Annotated in this window: 18 protein-coding genes; 12 read left to right on the top strand and 6 right to left on the bottom strand. The window is 73.6% G+C overall.

Annotated elements, in window-relative coordinates:
* Positions 1-415 (top strand): aromatic-ring hydroxylase C-terminal domain-containing protein (locus tag ABWI04_RS36720; protein WP_502913209.1); only part of this gene is annotated, 415 nt, incomplete at its 5' end.
* 15 nt (positions 416-430) lie between these two features.
* On the opposite strand, the gene ABWI04_RS36715 is transcribed toward ABWI04_RS36720, so the two are convergent.
* Positions 431-838, bottom strand: a complete 408-nt coding sequence (locus ABWI04_RS36715) for a DUF2795 domain-containing protein (RefSeq protein ID WP_345179180.1) — start codon at positions 836-838, stop codon at positions 431-433.
* Between the two features lie 97 nt (positions 839-935).
* Between ABWI04_RS36715 and ABWI04_RS36710 the strand changes: the two genes are divergently transcribed.
* On the top strand, positions 936-1,295 hold the full coding sequence (locus ABWI04_RS36710) for a DUF7668 domain-containing protein (protein ID WP_345179179.1): 360 nt from the start codon (positions 936-938) through the stop codon (positions 1,293-1,295).
* Positions 1,296-1,325: 30 nt separating this feature from the next.
* Here ABWI04_RS36710 and ABWI04_RS36705 read toward each other — a convergent pair whose 3' ends face one another.
* Positions 1,326-2,726: a cytochrome P450 family protein gene (locus tag ABWI04_RS36705; RefSeq protein WP_353835262.1), complete on the bottom strand. Its 1,401-nt coding sequence runs from the start codon at positions 2,724-2,726 to the stop codon at positions 1,326-1,328.
* A 142-nt stretch (positions 2,727-2,868) separates the two neighbouring features.
* Here ABWI04_RS36705 and ABWI04_RS36700 point away from each other — a divergent pair, with 142 nt between their 5' ends.
* Positions 2,869-3,057: a DUF5302 domain-containing protein gene (locus ABWI04_RS36700; RefSeq protein ID WP_345179176.1), complete on the top strand. Its 189-nt coding sequence runs from the start codon at positions 2,869-2,871 to the stop codon at positions 3,055-3,057.
* A 75-nt stretch (positions 3,058-3,132) separates the two neighbouring features.
* Here ABWI04_RS36700 and ABWI04_RS36695 read toward each other — a convergent pair whose 3' ends face one another.
* From ABWI04_RS36695 to ABWI04_RS36685, 3 genes are all read right to left on the bottom strand, one after another.
* A complete protein-coding gene (locus tag ABWI04_RS36695) occupies positions 3,133-3,771 on the bottom strand; it encodes a pyridoxamine 5'-phosphate oxidase family protein (RefSeq protein ID WP_345179174.1) in 639 nt (212 codons plus the stop codon).
* Between the two features lie 70 nt (positions 3,772-3,841).
* Positions 3,842-4,879, bottom strand: a complete 1,038-nt coding sequence (locus ABWI04_RS36690; RefSeq protein ID WP_353835261.1) for an MBL fold metallo-hydrolase — start codon at positions 4,877-4,879, stop codon at positions 3,842-3,844.
* A gap of 63 nt (positions 4,880-4,942) precedes the next feature.
* Positions 4,943-5,899, bottom strand: a complete 957-nt coding sequence (locus tag ABWI04_RS36685) for a hypothetical protein (RefSeq protein WP_353835260.1) — start codon at positions 5,897-5,899, stop codon at positions 4,943-4,945.
* Between the two features lie 102 nt (positions 5,900-6,001).
* Here ABWI04_RS36685 and ABWI04_RS36680 point away from each other — a divergent pair, with 102 nt between their 5' ends.
* From ABWI04_RS36680 to ABWI04_RS36670, 3 genes are all read left to right on the top strand, one after another.
* Positions 6,002-6,646 (top strand): PadR family transcriptional regulator, encoded by a 645-nt coding sequence (locus ABWI04_RS36680; RefSeq protein WP_353835259.1) that lies wholly within the window; start codon positions 6,002-6,004, stop codon positions 6,644-6,646.
* 151 nt (positions 6,647-6,797) lie between these two features.
* A complete protein-coding gene (locus tag ABWI04_RS36675) occupies positions 6,798-7,790 on the top strand; it encodes an ATP-binding cassette domain-containing protein (RefSeq protein WP_353835258.1) in 993 nt (330 codons plus the stop codon).
* Entirely contained in the window at positions 7,787-8,563 is a 777-nt protein-coding gene (locus ABWI04_RS36670) for an ABC transporter permease (RefSeq protein WP_353835257.1), read from the top strand. Before ABWI04_RS36675 ends, ABWI04_RS36670 begins: the two co-directional genes overlap by 4 nt.
* A gap of 57 nt (positions 8,564-8,620) precedes the next feature.
* Here ABWI04_RS36670 and ABWI04_RS36665 read toward each other — a convergent pair whose 3' ends face one another.
* Positions 8,621-10,036: a M20/M25/M40 family metallo-hydrolase gene (locus tag ABWI04_RS36665; protein ID WP_353835256.1), complete on the bottom strand. Its 1,416-nt coding sequence runs from the start codon at positions 10,034-10,036 to the stop codon at positions 8,621-8,623.
* A 205-nt stretch (positions 10,037-10,241) separates the two neighbouring features.
* Here ABWI04_RS36665 and ABWI04_RS36660 point away from each other — a divergent pair, with 205 nt between their 5' ends.
* The 6 genes from ABWI04_RS36660 to ABWI04_RS36635 form a co-directional block, all read left to right on the top strand.
* Positions 10,242-11,825, top strand: coding sequence for a peptide ABC transporter substrate-binding protein (locus ABWI04_RS36660; RefSeq protein ID WP_345179159.1), 1,584 nt, complete (start codon positions 10,242-10,244; stop codon positions 11,823-11,825).
* A gap of 6 nt (positions 11,826-11,831) precedes the next feature.
* Complete coding sequence (locus ABWI04_RS36655; RefSeq protein WP_345179157.1) at positions 11,832-12,758, top strand: ABC transporter permease; 927 nt, start codon at positions 11,832-11,834, stop codon at positions 12,756-12,758.
* A 7-nt stretch (positions 12,759-12,765) separates the two neighbouring features.
* Positions 12,766-13,722, top strand: a complete 957-nt coding sequence (locus ABWI04_RS36650; RefSeq protein WP_353835255.1) for an ABC transporter permease — start codon at positions 12,766-12,768, stop codon at positions 13,720-13,722.
* Positions 13,723-13,730: 8 nt separating this feature from the next.
* Positions 13,731-14,765, top strand: coding sequence for an ABC transporter ATP-binding protein (locus tag ABWI04_RS36645; RefSeq protein ID WP_345179154.1), 1,035 nt, complete (start codon positions 13,731-13,733; stop codon positions 14,763-14,765).
* Positions 14,749-15,777: an ABC transporter ATP-binding protein gene (locus ABWI04_RS36640; RefSeq protein ID WP_353835254.1), complete on the top strand. Its 1,029-nt coding sequence runs from the start codon at positions 14,749-14,751 to the stop codon at positions 15,775-15,777. The genes ABWI04_RS36645 and ABWI04_RS36640 overlap by 17 nt, the downstream gene beginning before the upstream one ends.
* Before the next feature lie 42 nt (positions 15,778-15,819).
* Positions 15,820-16,572: spermidine synthase (locus ABWI04_RS36635; RefSeq protein WP_353835253.1), on the top strand; the 753-nt coding region annotated here is incomplete at its 3' end.

The raw sequence follows: 16,572 nt of genomic DNA, 5'->3' as shown, positions 1-16,572 counted from the left end.
CGCGGCGACCCGCGTCCCGCCCGCCGCGCGGCGGGTCGCCGCCGCGGTCTCCGGCATCGACATCGCCTACCCGGCGCCGCGCGGCTCGCATCCCCTGACCGGGAGGCGGGCCCCGGACGTCCCGCTCGCGGGCGGCGCCGACAGCCTGTTCCGGCTGCTGGGGGACGGGCGGTTCGTCCTGGTCGTCGCCGCCAACGACCCCGCGGTGACCTACCTGGCGACGAAGCGGTGGGCCGGGCGCGTCCACTGCGCCGTCGCCGGCGGCGCCACGCGCACGACCGCACTGGTGCGCCCGGACGGCTACATCGCCTGGGCGACCGACGAGACGGCCCCGGACCGCCGCGCCGCGGCGATCCGGGACGCGCTGGGCCGGTGGTGCGGGCGCGGCGCCGAGATCAGCAGTGCCGCTCAGTAGTGCCGGTCAGTCCGGTCAGTAGCGCCGCTCCTCGCGGCCGTAGCCGAGCTGCTCCGCCACGTCGGCGATGTTCTCGTACTCGCGTTTCGGCAGCGTCCGCAGCTGGTCGAGGGCCCCGTCCGGAGCTCCGCCCTCGGCCGCGTGCCGGACCAGCTCGTTCGGGCGGGCCGGGTAGCGGACGCCGCTGAGCATCCGGGCCAGGGCGCTGCGGCCCTCCACGTCCTGCGCGCTCATCCCGGGCGGGGAGCCTTCGCGGTCCCCGGCGGTGGCCGCGGCCGGGTCGGCGGGGTAGTCGTTCGAGAACGGCTCGGTCTCCTTGAACTCCTCGGCGTGCGTGGGGTGGCCGCCCCTGACCATTCCCTGGGTCTCGCGGCCGATCTCCTCGTCGAGCTTCGCGCCGTGCTTGTCACTCTTGTCTGGCATCTCTTCCTCCCTGCCGTCTACCGGACGGAACGTTCCCGGGCGCGCGTGTCCAAACATGCGGGCGGTCTCGCGGCGGCGGCGCGGTACGGTGTGGCGCATGCTGGCGGAAGAGGGCGTGAACGCGGTCCGGGTCGTGGTCGGGCTGCTGGTCCGCGGCGACTACGAGGAGCTTGAGACCCTCACCGAGGGGCGCAGGCTGAGCGCCGCGCAGATGGCCGACGCGGTGACCGCGTCCGGGCGCGAACTGATCAGCCCGCCCGACGACGCCTTCGCGGACCTGGAGGTGACCGGGGTCGAGCAGGTGTCGGGCGGGGAGCGCGCCTACCGCGTGGCGCTCCCGCTGTGGACCGCGGCGGAGGGACGCTCCGCGCTGGTGCTGCGGCTCACCCTGACCGAGGTCATGGACGGCGTGTGGACCGTCGAGGTGGACGGCATCGGGGAGCCCGCCGCCGGGTGACCCGGCGCGTTCCGCGGTGGACGAGGCCGGTCAGGACTGCGACAGCCGCATCATCCGCAGGACGCGCCGCACCAGCGAGGCCTGCCCTCCCTCGTCCGGCGCCTCCTGCTCGGCCGCCTCCTCGGCGGCGGGGGCGGGCCGCGGCTCGGGCGGGTTTCCGGCCAGCTCGTAGGTGACCGGCAGCGACCGCAGGCCGCGCATCAGCGGGGAGGAGCGCCACGCGAGCTGGTCGGCGGGCAGCGCGAGCCGCAGCCCGGAGAACCGCTCGAACAGCCGCTCCACCGCGATCGTGGTGATGGTGGTGGCGAGGTCGCGGCCGAGGCAGGCGTGCGGGCCGGCGCTCCACGCCAGATGGGCGCGCGAACTGTAGATCGAGTCGGGCGCGCCGCCCGCCGCGAACGCCGGGTCCTGGTGCGCGGCGGCGGGCGAGACCATGACCGGGTCGCCCGCCGCGATCTGGAACCGGCCGAGCCGCACGTCGGCCTTGGCCCACCGGAACGCCAGGTTCGCCATCGGCGGGTTGGCGGCCGCGGCCCGGTTGATCGCCTCCTGGAGCATCCCGGCCGACAGGCTGTCGCGGGCGCCGGTCTCGCCGATCAGCACCTCGGTGATGGTGTTGCAGATGAGCGTTCCCGTCACGTCGCCGACGAGGCCGGTCATCATCGCCATCTCGCCGGTCAGCTCCTCGGCGGTCAGGTCGGGCACGGCGGCGAGCATGAAGGACGGCAGGTCCTCGGCGGGGGCGGCGACCCGGGCCGCGCACAGGTCCGCGACCCGTGCGATCAGCCGGGCCGACGCCTCCTGGGCGTCCGGGCCCGCGTCCATCACCCGCCACAGGTCGAGGATCAGCTCGTCGCCGTCGTCGGCCTCCGAGCCGAGCAGCCGGCCGATCACCATCAGCGGCAGCGGCCGCGCGTACTGCGCCGACAGGTCCGCCGAACCGGACCGGCCGCCGCTCTCGGAGATCACGGTGAGCAGCTCGTCGGCGTACCGGCGGACCGCCAGCTCCAGCGCCTTCGCCTCCGGCCGGCTCCGGTCCTGGAAGGGCCGCAGCCCCTCGCTCCAGGCGCCGCGCAGCCGGGTGGAGTCGGCACCGTCGCGGAACCCGCAGTTGTCGGACTCGACCACCGGCAGCATCGGCCAGTCGGCCGGGACCGCGCCCTCCCGGTACGCGCGCCAGGCGCCGACCCGCCGGCTCCAGTTCCCGCGGTGGTCGCGCAGGATGTCGAGCGTCTGGCTGTAGCCGACCACGAGCCAGACCGGCACCCCGAGGACGTCGACCGGAGCGACGGGACCGTACTCCGCCCGCAGCCGCTCGTAGAACGCCGCGGGCCGGGACTCGTAGTCGGGGTTCAGCAGCGGCTGGACGGCGAGCGCCTCCAGCGGCGGATGGGCGGGGACGGGCTCGGCCTGCGGCGTCTGGGGCTCCACGTGCACAAACCCTAGGAGAGAACGTTTGCCGATGGCCGGTTTATGCTGGAATCTCCCACGGCGATCTTTCGGCGTGCACGGGCCCGCGTCCACCGCGGGGTGTGTGACGCTAGGGGTGCCCATACAAGAGCTGGAGGTCCGCATGGCCGACTCCGAAGGAGCGCCCGAAGACGGCGAGGACGAGGTGAAGCGCAGGTTCCGGGAGGCGCTGGAGCGCAAGCGCGGCGCGGAGAGCAAGAACGCCGGCTCCGGCGGCCGGAGCGGCTCGAAGGTGCGCGGCACCCACGAGCGCGCCGACCACCAGCGGCAGTTCCGCCGCAAGAGCGGCTGACCGGGCCGCACCGCCGAAGGACCCCCGCGCGGAACGCGCGGGGGTCGTTCCGTCTCCTCAGCCGCCCCGGCCGTGTCAGGCCTGGTAGAGCTTCTTGCTGTAGTTCGCCTCGCTGTAGTACTCCCGGAGCTCCTCGACGCTCTCCTCGGTGTACTGGACGTCCTTGACGATCCGGGCGTGCGGCGGCAGCGCCTCCGGATCCCACGACTCCGCCTTCCACAGCCGGGAGCGCATGAGCGCCTTCGCGCAGTGGAAGAAGATCTGCTCGATGTCCACGACGAGCGCGAGCGCCGGCCGGTGCCCCTTGACGACCATCTCGCCGAAGAACGGCGCGTCCCTGACGAGCGTGGCCCGGCCGTTGATCCGCAGCGTCTCGCCGCGCCCCGGCACGAGGAAGATCAGGCCGACGTGCGGGTTGCTCAGCACGTTCATGAACCCGTCCGCGCGGCGGTTGCCGGGGCGGTCCGGGATGGCGATCGTCGTGTCGTCGATCACGTGCACGAAGCCCGGAGGGTCGCCCTTGGGGGAGACGTCGCAGTTCCCCGCGGCGTCGCTGGTGGCGATCAGGCAGAGCGGGGACCGGGCGAGCCACCGGCGGTCCCATTCGTGCAGAGCGACCCGCTCCTTGTCGACCGCCCGCCGCATCGGCGCGCCGAGAAGCTCGCGCAGCTCCGCCGCGGAGGTGATCGCAGTGAACTCGGGGGCGACCGTCATCGCCGCTCCTTCCGCCGGGGAATCGAAGATCAGCCTAACCCGGGCGTCTCCGGGCGCCCGGCCCGGGGAGTCAGCGCCGCGCGGCGTAGCGGCGGACGCCGCCCTCCTCGTGGGCGTCCAGAACGCCCCGGTCGGCGAGGACGTCCAGATGCGCCTCGATCTCCAGCACGGCCAGCATCCGGCTGAACGCGTCCAGGTCGCCGAGGCTGCGCCTGCGGCGCGTCCACGGCATCGCGGTCGCCACCTCGAAGGCCGTGGCGCGCCCGGCGCGCACCTGCGCGGCGGCGGCGTCCAGCCGCTCGGCGTGGTGCTCCAGCAGCTCGTCGATCCGGGTGTGCACGCTCGGCCGCACGGGGCCGTGCGCGGGCAGCAGCACGGTGTCGGGCATGTCCCGGACCAGCCGCAGCGACTCCAGGTAGCTGCGCAGCGGCTTCGGCTCCGGCTCGGTCTCCAGCCCGATCGACGGCGTGATGTGCGGCAGGATGTGGTCGCCCGCGAACAGCAGCCCGGCCGCCGCGTCGCGCAGGACGACGTGGCCGCGCGTGTGCCCGGGGGTGGCGAACACGTCCAGGCCCCGTCCGGTCAGGACGACGCGCTCCCCGTCGTCCAGCCACGCGTCCGGCATGGTGTGCGGGACGTCCCGTTCGGAACGCTCCACAGGCCTGCCGGCGATCTCGTCGGCCACCTCGTCCGCGCCGCACCGGCGCAGCAGCTCGACCTGCCGGGGGTGCAGCCCCCGGCGAGCGTCGAACGCCTCGATCGACGGCCGCTCGCCCCGCCCGATCCGCACGCGCGTCCCGAACGACTCGCGCAGCGCCAGCGCCTGCGAGTAGTGGTCCCAGTGGGCGTGGGTGACGAGGAACTGCGCCACGTCGTCCAGCCGGTGCCCGAGGGTGGCGAGGGCGCCTTCGAGCGAGGCCTCCGTGTCGGGCATGGCCCAGCCGGAGTCCACGACCACGAGGCCTTCGGGGTCCTCGATGACGTACACGTTGACGGCGTGCAGCGACGGGATCGGCAGGCCCAGGGGGATCCGGTGCACCCCCGGCGCCACCGGATGAGCGCCCGGCTCGGTCCAGTCAGTCGGCTGCTCCACGACCGGTGCCGCCACCGCGTGCCCCCTCTATTGTCGAATCGCGTTCGGGAAGAACCTACTTCATCCCGGAGATCCCTTTTATCCTCGCCCCGCCTTCGGGGCGGGGCGTGCGGAGTGGGGGTCGCGGTCGGCGGCGCGGCGCGCCTCGGCGGCGGCCTCGCGGGCCTCGCGCGCGGCCTCCTCCGCGCGGGCGCGGTTCTCCTCGGCGCGGTCCGCCCTCCTGGACGCGGCGTCCCGCTCGGCGATCGCCCGTTCCAGCTCGTGCCGGAGATGCCCCACCCTGGCGGACGCCTCCCGCGCCTCGCGCCGGGCGGCGTCGGCGCGCTCCTCACGTTCGGCCAGCTTGTCCTCGGCCTGCTCGGCGCGCTTGCGCAGCGTCTCCGCCCGCTTGGCGCGGGCGGCGCTCGTGCGCGTGACGTTCGACCTCGCCGGCTCGGCCTTCTTCTGCGGCTCGGCCTTGCTCTCCGGCTCGGCCTTCTTCTCGGGCGGCGGCTTCTGCCGGGCGGGCCTGTCCGCGGCCTTCGTCTTCGGGCCCTCATGCCGGTCCGCGGGCGCCGTGGAGAACCCGGCGGGGACGAACCCGGAGTGGCTGCGGGGCTGCGACAGCCGTCCCTCGCGGACCTCCTCGGCGACGGCGGCGTCCACGGTGGCCGCCTGGAGCGTGTCCTCCACCTCGCGGACGGCCTGCTCGCGCAGCGCGTTGCCCGCGTCCGCGGCGAGCCGGCCGGCGGTCCGCACGAGCGACGCGACGAGCCCGGCACGCCGCCGCTCCAGGTCCCCGAGGCCGCGGCCCGAGCCCCAGGCCGCCCGCATCTCCTCGCCGACGTCCAGCAGCCCGGCGATCTCGTCCGCGGCCGAGCGCGCGAGGAGGTTCACCGCCCATGCCGAGAGCGTGGGGCGCCGCAGTGCCCCGATCCGCTTGGCGAGTGCGGCGTCGCCCTCCTTCCTGGCCTCCTGCGCCAGGCGCTTCCGGGTCTCCACGAAGTCGGCGGGCAGGACGCCGTACAGGTCGTCGGCCGCACTGGAGAAGTCCACGTCCGATCTCTACCCGCGCCGGGTGCGCGCGCATCGGGGGTGGACGGAGGCGGCCGCGGCTGCAATACTCGTGCACAAATACTCGTTCACGAGGAGGCGGGGATGGCCAAGCGGCGCAAGGTGAGCAACCTGCTGGGGCTCGCCGTGCTGTCGACCGTCTCCGCCAGGCCGATGCACCCGTACGAGATGGCGTCCCTGATGCGCGCCCGCGGCAAGGACCGCGACATGGACATCAAGTGGGGCTCGCTCTACACCGTGGTCGGCAACCTGGAGAAGCACGGGTTCCTGGCCGTCGAGGGCAGCGCCAGGGAAGGCGCGAGGCCCGAGCGCACCGTCTACGGCATCACCGACGCGGGACGCGACGAGCTGGCCGACTGGGTCCGGGAGCTGATCGGGGTGCCCGAGCGCGAGCGGCCGCGGTTCGAGGCGGGGCTCTCGGTCCTCGGCGCGCTCGGCCCGGACGAGGTGACGGCGCTGCTGCGCGGCCGCCTCGACGCCATGGAGCGGGAGATCGCCGCCGACCAGGCCGCCCTGGACGGCGAGAAGGAGGTGCCGCGCCTCTTCCTGCTGGAAACCGAGTACGACCTGGCGATGCGGCGCGCCGAGGCCGCGTGGGTGCGCGGCTTCCTCGCCGAGATCGAGGACGGCACGCTGCCGCACCTCGACCTGTGGCGGTCCTTCCACGCGACCGGCGAGATGCCGCCCGAGATCGCCGAGCTGGCGGAGAGGGGAGCCCCCGAGGACTAGCGAGCGGAAGGCCCGGCGGCGGTGCTGCAACACCGCCGCCGGGCCCGGACCCACCACCGAGAACCCGCGCGAGGCGGGCCCTGGCGGCGTGACGCGACACCAGCCTATCCGGGGCCCTTCGTGCGGCACGTTTCCTGGCACGGAGGAGAACATGGCGCATGCCATCGAGGCCGAGGGCCTCGTGAAGAACTACCCCGGCGACGTCCGGGCCCTGGACGGCCTGTCGATCACGGTCGGGCCGGGCGAGATCCTCGGGCTGCTCGGCCCCAACGGGGCGGGCAAGTCCACCACCGTCAAGATCCTCACCACGCTCGTCCGGCCGGACGCGGGCTCCGCGGCCGTGGCCGGGCACGACGTGCTGCGCAGGCCCGACAGGGTCCGCCACGTCATCGGCGTGGTGTCCCAGCGGTCCGGCGCCGACCCCGATGCCAGCGGCCGCGACAACCTCGTCCTGCAGGGCCGCCTCCACGGGATGGGCGGGGCGCGGGTGCGCGGCCGCGCGGCCGAGCTCCTCGCCCGGTTCGGGCTGGACGACGCGGCGGACAGGCCGGTGAAGACCTACTCCGGCGGGATGCGGCGGCGCCTCGACGTCGCGCTCGGCCTCGTCCACCGGCCGCGGGTGCTGTTCCTGGACGAGCCCACCACCGGCCTCGACCCGGAGGCCCGCGCGTCGCTGTGGGCCGAGATCGCGCGGCTGGCGGGCGACGACGCGCTCGCGATCCTGCTGACCACCCACTACCTGGAGGAGGCCGACCGGCTCGCGCGGCGGCTGGCGATCGTCGACCGCCGCCGCGTCGTGGTGGAGGGCACCCCCGACTCCCTCAAGGGCGAGCTGCGCGGCGACGCCGTCCACGTGGAGTGGCGGGAGGCGCCGCCCGAGCCGCCGGTGCGGGAGGCCCTCGGCCGCCTGCCCGGCGTGCGCGAGATCGTCCTGGACGGGCCGCGCCTGAGCGCCCGCGCCGACGACGGCGCGTCGACCGTGCCCGCCGTCCTCGCCGCCCTCGACCAGGCGGGCGTCCCCGCGGCGGCGGCGACCGTCGCGCGGCCCTCGCTGGACGACGTGTACCTGCGCTACGCCGGACGGCGGTTCGCGCGGGCCGACGCACCCGACCCCGCCGAGACCGCTGCCGGAGGCGTCCGATGACCGCGCTCGCGACCGGGACCTGGTGGATGACGCACCGCCGGCTGACCGCGCTGGTGCGCAGTCCCGCCGTCGTCGTCATGACGCTGGCGCAGCCGATGATCTGGCTGTTCCTCTTCGGCCAGCTGTTCAGGAAGGTGGCGGAGCTGCCCGGGTTCGGCGCGCAGTCCTACCTCGACTACATCGTCCCCGGCGTGGTGGTCATGAACGCGGTCTCGCTGAACTCGTTCGCCGGGATGGCGACCATGGACGAGATCGAGCGCGGCACCCTCGACCGGTTCCTCGTCGCGCCGGTGCGGCGCGGCGCGATCGCGAACGCCGGCGTCATCGAGCAGGCTCTCAGCACGGCGTTCCAGTCGCTCGTGATCATCGCGCTGGGCCGGGCGGCGGGCGCGCACTACGCCGGCGGTCCCGGCGGCGTCGCCGTGCTGGTCGCGGCGGCGGTGCTGATCGGCGTGGTCCTCGCCGCGCTGTCCAACACGCTCGCGCTGCTCGTGCGCGACCGCAACACGATCATCGGCCTGAACGTGATGCTGCTGCTCCCGCTGACGTTCCTGTCGTCGGCGTTCATGGCGAAGAGCCTGATGCCGGCCTGGATGCGGCACGTCGCGGCGGGCAACCCGGTGAGCTGGGCCCTGGACGCGTCGCGCGGCGCGCTCGCCGAGGATCCCGACTGGTCCGCCGTCGCGGCGCACGGCGGATGGCTGCTCGTGCTGACCGCGGCCGCGGTCGGGCTCGCGGTCCACTCGCTCCGGAGCTATCAGAAGTCCCGGTGACAGGGGAGAGGCCTGGGGGGTTCCGGTGGCCGCGCGCGCCGGGACCCCCTGCCTTCTCTAACGGGTGTCGAGGAAGCGGTCCAGGACGCGGGTTCCGAAGGCGAGGCCGTCCAGCGGGACCCGCTCGTCCACGCCGTGGAACATCCCGAAGTAGTCGAGCTCGGGGCCGAGCAGCAGGGGCGCGAAGCCGAAGCTCGTGATGCCGATGCGGTGGAACGACTTCGCGTCGGTCCCCCCGGCCATCACGTACGGGACGGGACGCGCGAGCGGGTCCTCGGCGCGGAGCGCGCCCGCGAGCGCGGCGAACGTCGGGCCCGCCGGGTCGGCGGCGGGGGCCTCCTCGTAGTTGATGAACTCGCGGGTCACCTTCGGGCCGAGCAGCCGGTCGACCGTGGCGAGGAACTCCTCGCCCGTGCCGGGCAGGTAGCGGCCGTCGACCTGCGCGGTCGCCGTGCCCGGCACGACGTTGACCTTGTAGCCGGCGTCGAGCCGGGTCGGGTTCGCCGAGTTGCGGATCGTCCCGGCGAACAGGTGCCCGGCGCGGCCGAGCCGGGCCGCCTCCGCGTCGAGGCGGTCGTGGTCGATATACGTGCCGAGGGCGTCCGCGAGCCCGTCCAGCAGCGCCCGCACGCCCGGCGTCAGCCGGACCGGCCACTGGTGGGAGGCCAGCCGGGAGACCGCGTGCGCGATCTCGGCGACCGGGTTGTCGGGCGCGGGCTTGGACCCGTGCCCGGCGGTCCCGCGCGCCGTCAGCCGCATCCAGGTCGTGCCGCGCTCGCCGGTCGCGATCGGGTAGATCCGCGCCCCGCCGGCGTCCACGCTGAACCCGCCGGACTCGCTGATCGCCTCCGTGCAGCCCTCGAAGAACCCGCGGTGCTCGCGCGCCACGTACCGGGACCCGTGCTCGCCGGTGCACTCCTCGTCGGCCAGGAAGGCCAGGACCAGGTCGCCGCGCGTGCGCCGCCCCTCGCGCAGCCGCGCCCGCACGGTCGCGAGCGTCATCGCGAGGCTGCCCTTCATGTCGACGGCGCCGCGCCCCCACACGCATCCGTCGCGCACCTCGCCCGAGAACGGCGGAACGGTCCAGTCGGCCGGATCGGCGGGGACCACGTCCAGGTGCCCGTGGATCAGGAACGCCGGATGGGACGGGTCGGTGCCCGGGACGCGGGCGAGCACGCTCGCGCGGCCCGGCGCCGACTCCACGATCGTCGTCTCGACGCCCGCCTCGTCCAGCAGCCCGGCCACGTGCTCGGCGGCCGGGCGCTCCGGCTCGGCCACCCCCTCGCCCCGGTTCACGGTGGCGAACCTGATGAGGTCGGCGCAGATCGCGGCCGCCTCGGCGCCGGCCCGGTCACCGCCGGTGCCGCCTTCCGTGCCGCCCTCCGTCGTGCCGTCCACCGTGCCGCCGGCCGTCCCGCCCGCCTGCTCGAAGCCCACCGCTGCCCCCGATTCCTTCCCGCGACGAGGCTTCATTCTGCTCCCTCGCCGACCCGTGTCAACGAATGATCAAGTTCGTCTCGATCCGGTTTCGACTCCGTCAGCGCCGTATCCGAACTGCCAGGCTGAGTACGACGCTGCGAGCGTTCCAAGGACCGCGGGCGGCCAAGCGCCCGTGCGCCGAACGACACGGCCGAGGAGGAGCATGACCAGCCTGAGGGGTGCCGGAAGGGGTCTCCGCTTGAACGTCGCGGGTCTCGCGGCGGTGGCGCTGGCCGCGTCGCTCGGCCTGTCGGCCTGCGGCGGGGACGACGCCAAGGCGAGCGACGGTACGTTCACCGTGGGCCACTCCGAGCCGGACCACCTGATGCCCGCCAACACGACCGGCAGCTACGCCTTCGACGTGATCACCGAGCTGTTCGACAACCTGATGGACCTGACCCGGGACGGCAAGGCCGTCCCGCTGGCGGCCGAGTCGGTCACCTCCGCCGACCAGAAGGTCTGGACGATCAAGGTCAGGGCGGGCCAGAAGTTCCACAACGGCGAGCCGGTGACGGCGCAGAGCTTCGCCGACGCGTGGAACTACGCCGCCTACGGGCCGAACGCGATGGGCGCCAACGACTACTTCTCGTACATCAAGGGGTACGCGGACCTGAACCCCGAGGACGAGAACGCGAAGCCGAAGGCCGACAAGCTCTCCGGCATCGAGGTCGTCGACCAGAACACGCTCAAGGTCACGCTGAACGACCCGTTCAGCCAGTTCCCCCTGCTGCTGACCTACCCGGCGTACGCGCCGATGCCGAAGGCCGGGCTCAAGGACCCCAAGGCGTTCGACGACCACCCGGTCGGCAACGGCCCGTACATGATGGACGGGAACTGGGAGCGCAACAAGCAGGTCAAGCTCGTCGCGTTCCCCGGCTACACCGGCACGCGCAAGCCGAAGAACAAGGGCGTGACCTGGAAGAGCTACTCCAGCGCGGACACCGCCTACACCGACCTGCGGGCGGGCCGGATCGACGTGCTGCAGACCATCCCGTCCGCCAAGGTCCCCGAGGCCAAGCGGCTCCTCGGCGACCGGTTCCTGGCCCGGAAGATGAGCACCACCGACTACCTCGGCCTCCCGGTGTTCGACAAGCGGTTCGCCAACCCCGACCTGCGCAAGGCCATCTCGATGGCCATCGACCGCCAGGGCGTCAACAAGGCGGTCTTCAACGGCAGCTACTTCCCGGCCGACTCGCTGATCCCGTCGATCATTCCCGGGCACCGCGCCAACGCCTGCGGCGAGCTGTGCACCTATGACCCGGCCAAGGCCCGGCAGCTGTTCGACAAGGCCGGCGGATTCTCCGGGACGCTGGAGCTGTACTTCTCCAACGCGCAGCCGACCTACGCCCAGTGGATGCGGATCGTCGCCAACTCCCTGCGCGACAACCTCGGCATCAAGGACATCCAGTTCCGGCAGGTCCCCGCGTCCGACTACTTCTCCCTGCTGAGCGACCGCAAGGAGAAGGGCCCCTACCGGCAGAACTGGGAGGCCGACTACCCGAGCCCGCAGAACTACCTGGAGAACATGTGGGGCTCGGCGGGCAACCGCATGGGCTGGAAGAGCACGGAGTTCGACGACCTCATCGCCAAGGCCAACAAGGCGCCGGACCCGCAGCAGGCCAACGCGCTCTACAACCAGGCCGAGGACGTCGCCATCCGCGAGATGCCGATGATCCCGCTGTGGACGTGGGCGGGCGAGGGCGGCCGCTCCAAGCGGGTGGACAACGTCACGATCACCCCGTTCTCGACGGGTCTGATCGCCACCGAAGTGACGGTGAAGTAGCCGGCGATGTGGCGCTACGTCCTCCGGCGGCTCCTGCAGGCGATCCCCGTCTTCATCGGCACCACGCTGCTCATCTACGCGATGGTGTTCGCGCTGCCGGGAGATCCGATCCAGGCGCTCGCCGGGGACAAGCCGGTCCCGGAGAACGTCCTGGAGGTCCTCCGGGACCGCTACAACCTGAACGACCCGCTGCTGGTGCAGTACGCGAAGTACATGTGGGGTCTCGTCCAGGGCGACCTGGGCGAGAACTACACCGGCCAGAGCGTGTCGGAGATGCTCAGCGGGCGCTGGGCGGTGACGGCGCAGCTCGCCCTCACCGCCTGGGTCTTCGAGCTGGTCGTCGGGATCCTGCTCGGCATCTGGGCTGGGCTGCGCCGCGGCCGGTTCGCCGACACCCTCGTCCTCAGCGGGACCACGCTGGTGATCGCGGTGCCGGTGTTCGTGCTCGGCTACGTCGCGCAGCTCCTGTTCGGGCTGCACTGGCAGATCTTCCCCACGGCGGGGACGGACGACGGCTGGCCGATGTCCTACCTGCTGCCCGGGATGGTGCTCGGCTCCCTCGGCCTGTCGTACGTGGCGCGGCTGACCCGCACGAGCCTGTCGGAGAACCTGCGGGCCGACTACGTGCGGACGGCGAACGCCAAGGGGCTGTCGCGGGCGCGGGTGGTCGGCCGGCACGCCCTGCGCAACTCGCTGATCCCGGTGGTGACCTATCTCGGCGTCGACTTCGGGAACATGATGGCCGGCGCGGTCGTGACCGAGGGCATCTTCAACCTGCCGGGCATCGGCGGGCAGGTGTTCGAGTCGATCCAGCTGAAGGAGGGGCCCGTCGTGGTCGGCGCGGTCACCCTGCTGGTGCTGATCTTCCTGCTGGTCAACCTGGTCGTGGACCTGCTGTACGGGGTGCTCGACCCGCGGATCAGGTACGAGTGAGGGGCGCATGACCATCAAGCAGCCGGACGCGGGGCCGCCGGGCGCGGAGCCGGCGCCCGGCCCTGGGGCCCCGGGGACGAGCGCCGCCGCGGTCGCCGTCGCCGGCGGGGCCATCGGCCGGGCCTCGCTGTGGGACGACGCGTGGCACGAGCTGCGGCGCCGCTGGCTCTTCTGGGGATCGGCGGCGGTCCTCGCGCTCGTGACGGTCATGGCCGTGGCGCCGCGGCTGTTCACCTCCACGGGCGTCAACGAGGGCTGCGACGCCAACGACGCCAAGCTCGGGCCGTCCGGCGACCACTGGTTCGGCACCGACCTCGCGGGCTGCGACTACTACGCGCACGTCGTGCACGGGGCCCGCCCGACGCTGCTGATCGGCGTCGCCGTCACCGTCTTCGCGCTGCTGATCGCGCTGCTGTTCGGGCTGCTCGCCGGGTACTACGGCGGCATCGTCGACGCGCTGATCGCCCGGCTGACCGACGTCTTCTTCGGGCTGCCGTTCGTGCTCGGCGCCACCGTGATCCTGGTGGCGTTCCCCTCGCACGGCGTGTGGGCGATGACGCTGGTGCTGGTCCTGCTCGGCTGGACGACGATGATCCGCATCATGCGGGGGCAGGTCATCTCCGTCCGCGACGCCGACTACGTGCAGGCGGCGCGGCTGCTCGGCGCGTCCGACCGGCGGATCATGCTCCGGCACATCCTGCCGAACGCGATCGCCCCGGTGATCGTGGTGGCCACTCTCAACGTGGGGCACGTGATCGTCGGCGAGGCGACGCTGGACTTCCTCGGCGTCGGCCTGCAGTACCCCGAGGTCTCCTGGGGCCTCCAGCTCAACCAGGCGAAGGACTCCTTCGTCGACCACCCGCACCTGCTGATCTTCCCCGCGCTGTTCCTGTCGGCGACGGTGCTGAGCTTCCTGATGCTCGGCGACGCCGTCCGCGACGCCCTCGACCCCAAGCTGCGGTGAGCCGAGACATGACCACGGACCTGAAGGACGACCCGGTTCCCGCCCCGGAGCCGGTGGCGCCGCTCCTGAGCGTCGAGGACCTGCACGTCCGGTTCCGCGTGCGGGACCAGGACGTGCACGCGGTGAACGGGCTGTCGTACACCCTCGCCGAGGGGGAGACGCTCGCGATCCTCGGCGAGTCGGGATCGGGCAAGAGCGTCGCGGCGCAGGCCGTGATGGGCATCCTGGACGTCCCGCCCGCCCGCGTCGAGCGCGGCTCGGTCCGGCTGCGCGGCGAGGAGCTGCTCGGGCTGCCCGAGCGGCGGCGCCGCGCCTACCGCGGCGACCGCATCTCGATGATCTTCCAGGACGCGCTGACCGCGCTGAATCCGGTCTTCACGGTCGGCGACCAGCTCCGGGAGATGTTCCGGGTGCACCGGGGGCTCGGCCGCCGGGAGTCCACGGCCAAGGCCGTGGAGCTGATGGAGCGGGTGCGGATCCCCTCGGCCGCCAGGCGGCTCGGCGACTACCCGCACCAGTTCTCCGGCGGCATGCGGCAGCGCATCATGATCGCGATGGCGCTGGCGCTGGAGCCGGACGTGCTGATCGCCGACGAGCCGACCACCGCGCTCGACGTCACCGTGCAGGCGCAGATCATGCGGCTGCTGGCCGGGCTGCAGGACGAGCTGCGCATGGGCATGGTGCTGATCACCCACGACCTCGGCGTCGTCGCCGGCGTCGCCGACCGGATCGTCGTCATGTACGCGGGGTCGGTCGCCGAGCAGGCGCCCGCCCGGGAGCTGTACGCGCGGCCCGCCCACCCCTACACGAGGGGCCTGCTGGCCTCGGTGCCGCGGCTCGACCGGCGCGGCGGCCCGCTCGTCCCGATCAAGGGGGCGCCGCCGAACCCGGCCGCGCTCCCGCCGGGCTGCCCGTTCCAGCCGCGCTGCCCCCGCGCCGAGGCGCTCTGCGCGGCGGAGCGGCCGCCGCTCGTCACCGTCGCCCCCGGGCACGAGGCCGCCTGCCACTTCGCCGAGGAGGTGCACCGTGCCGGAGCCGAGTGAGGACCCGATCCTGCGGGTCGAGGGACTCGTCAAGCACTACCCCGTGACCCGCGGCGTCGTGGTCAAGCGCGCGGTCGGCCAGATCAAGGCCGTGGACGGGGTCGACCTGGAGCTGCGGCGCGGCGAGACCCTCGGCGTCGTCGGCGAGTCCGGATGCGGGAAGTCGACGCTGGCCAAACTGCTGCTCGCCGCCGAGCGCCCCACCGCGGGGACGGTCCGCTTCGACGGCCGCGACATCTTCGCGCTGCCGAAGGCGGAGCTGCGGGCGCTGCGCCGCCGCGTGCAGATGGTCATGCAGGACCCCTACTCCTCGCTGAACCCGCGGATGACGGTCGGCGACATCGTGGGGGAGCCGTTCGCCGTCCATCCGGAGGTCGCGCCGAAGGGCGAGCGGCGCGGGCGCGTGCAGGAGCTGCTGGAGCTCGTCGGCCTCGACCCCGGGCACGTCAACCGCTACCCGCACCAGTTCTCCGGCGGGCAGCGCCAGCGCGTCGGCATCGCCCGCGCCCTGGCGCTGCGGCCCGACGTCATCGTGTGCGACGAGCCGGTGTCGGCGCTGGACGTGTCCGTCCAGGCCCAGGTGATGAACCTGCTCGCCGAGCTGCAGCGCGAGCTCGGGCTGGCGTACGTGTTCATCGCGCACGACCTGGCCGCCGTCCGCCACATCTCCGACCGGATCGCCGTGATGTACCTGGGCAAGGTCGTCGAGACCGGCGACGAGGCCCAGATCTACGAGCACCCCACCCACCCGTACACGCAGGCGCTGCTGTCGGCCGTCCCGGTGCCCGACCCGGACGCGCCCGGCTGGACGGAGCAGATCCGGCTGGAGGGCGAGCCGCCGTCGCCGCTGGACCCGCCGTCCGGCTGCCGGTTCCGCACCCGCTGCTGGAAGGCGCGCGACATCTGCGCGGAGCAGGTGCCGGCCCTGGAGGAGCGGGACGGCTCCGCCCACCCCAGCGCCTGCCACTTCGCGGCGGAGACAGCCCTGACCGACCTGACGGAGCAGACCTGAGGTGTGGCGGGCCGCGCGGGCCGCGGTCCGTAGGGTGGGGGCATGGCACGCAAGGGCAGGCACGCCCCCCGTCCGCGAACCTACGAGATCGCCGGCGGGGAGGCGGAGCTGCTGCGCGACGCCGACCGCGACGGCGGCTGGATGCTGCTCGTCGACGGCGTCCCCCAGTCGTACGTGGACCTGTCCGACCCCACCTACCTCGACTTCGAGTACATGCGCCTGATGGGCGACGTGGTCGACGCGCTCGGCCTCTCCGGGGAGGCGTTCGACGCGGTCCACGTCGGCGGCGCCGGGTGCACGCTGCCCCGCTACATCGCCGCGACCCGGCCGGGCTCTCGGCAGGTGGTGCTGGAACCGGACGCGGAGCTGGTGCAGGTCGTCCGGGAGCAGCTGCCGGTCAAGGGCGTCCCCGGCCTGCGGATCCGGATCACCGACGGGCGCTCGGGGATCGCGGCCCTGGCCGACGAGGCCGACGACCTGGTCGTGATGGACGCCTTCGCCGGGGCGTCGATGCCGCCGGAACTCGCGACCCGCGAGTTCGTCCTGGACGCCGCGCGCGTGCTGCGCCCCGGGGGCGTCTACCTGGCCAACGTCGCCGACGGTTTCCGGCTGCCGTTCGCCCGCCGGGTGACCGCGACGGTCCGGTCGGTGTTCCGGCACGCGCTGCTGATGGGCGACCCGGGCGTGCTGCGGGGCCGCCGCTTCGGGAACCTGATCGTGGCCGCGTCCCGGGAGCCGCTGCCCGTGGCGGAGCTGACGCGCCGCGCCGCGGGCGGCGTCGCGCGCGCCCGCCTG

This window comes from Actinomadura sp. NPDC000929, assembly GCF_040492065.1.
GTDB lineage: Bacteria > Actinomycetota > Actinomycetes > Streptosporangiales > Streptosporangiaceae > Spirillospora > Spirillospora verrucosospora.
The sequence above is the reverse complement of the archived record's forward strand: the minus strand, read 5'-3'. Positions and strand labels throughout refer to the sequence as shown.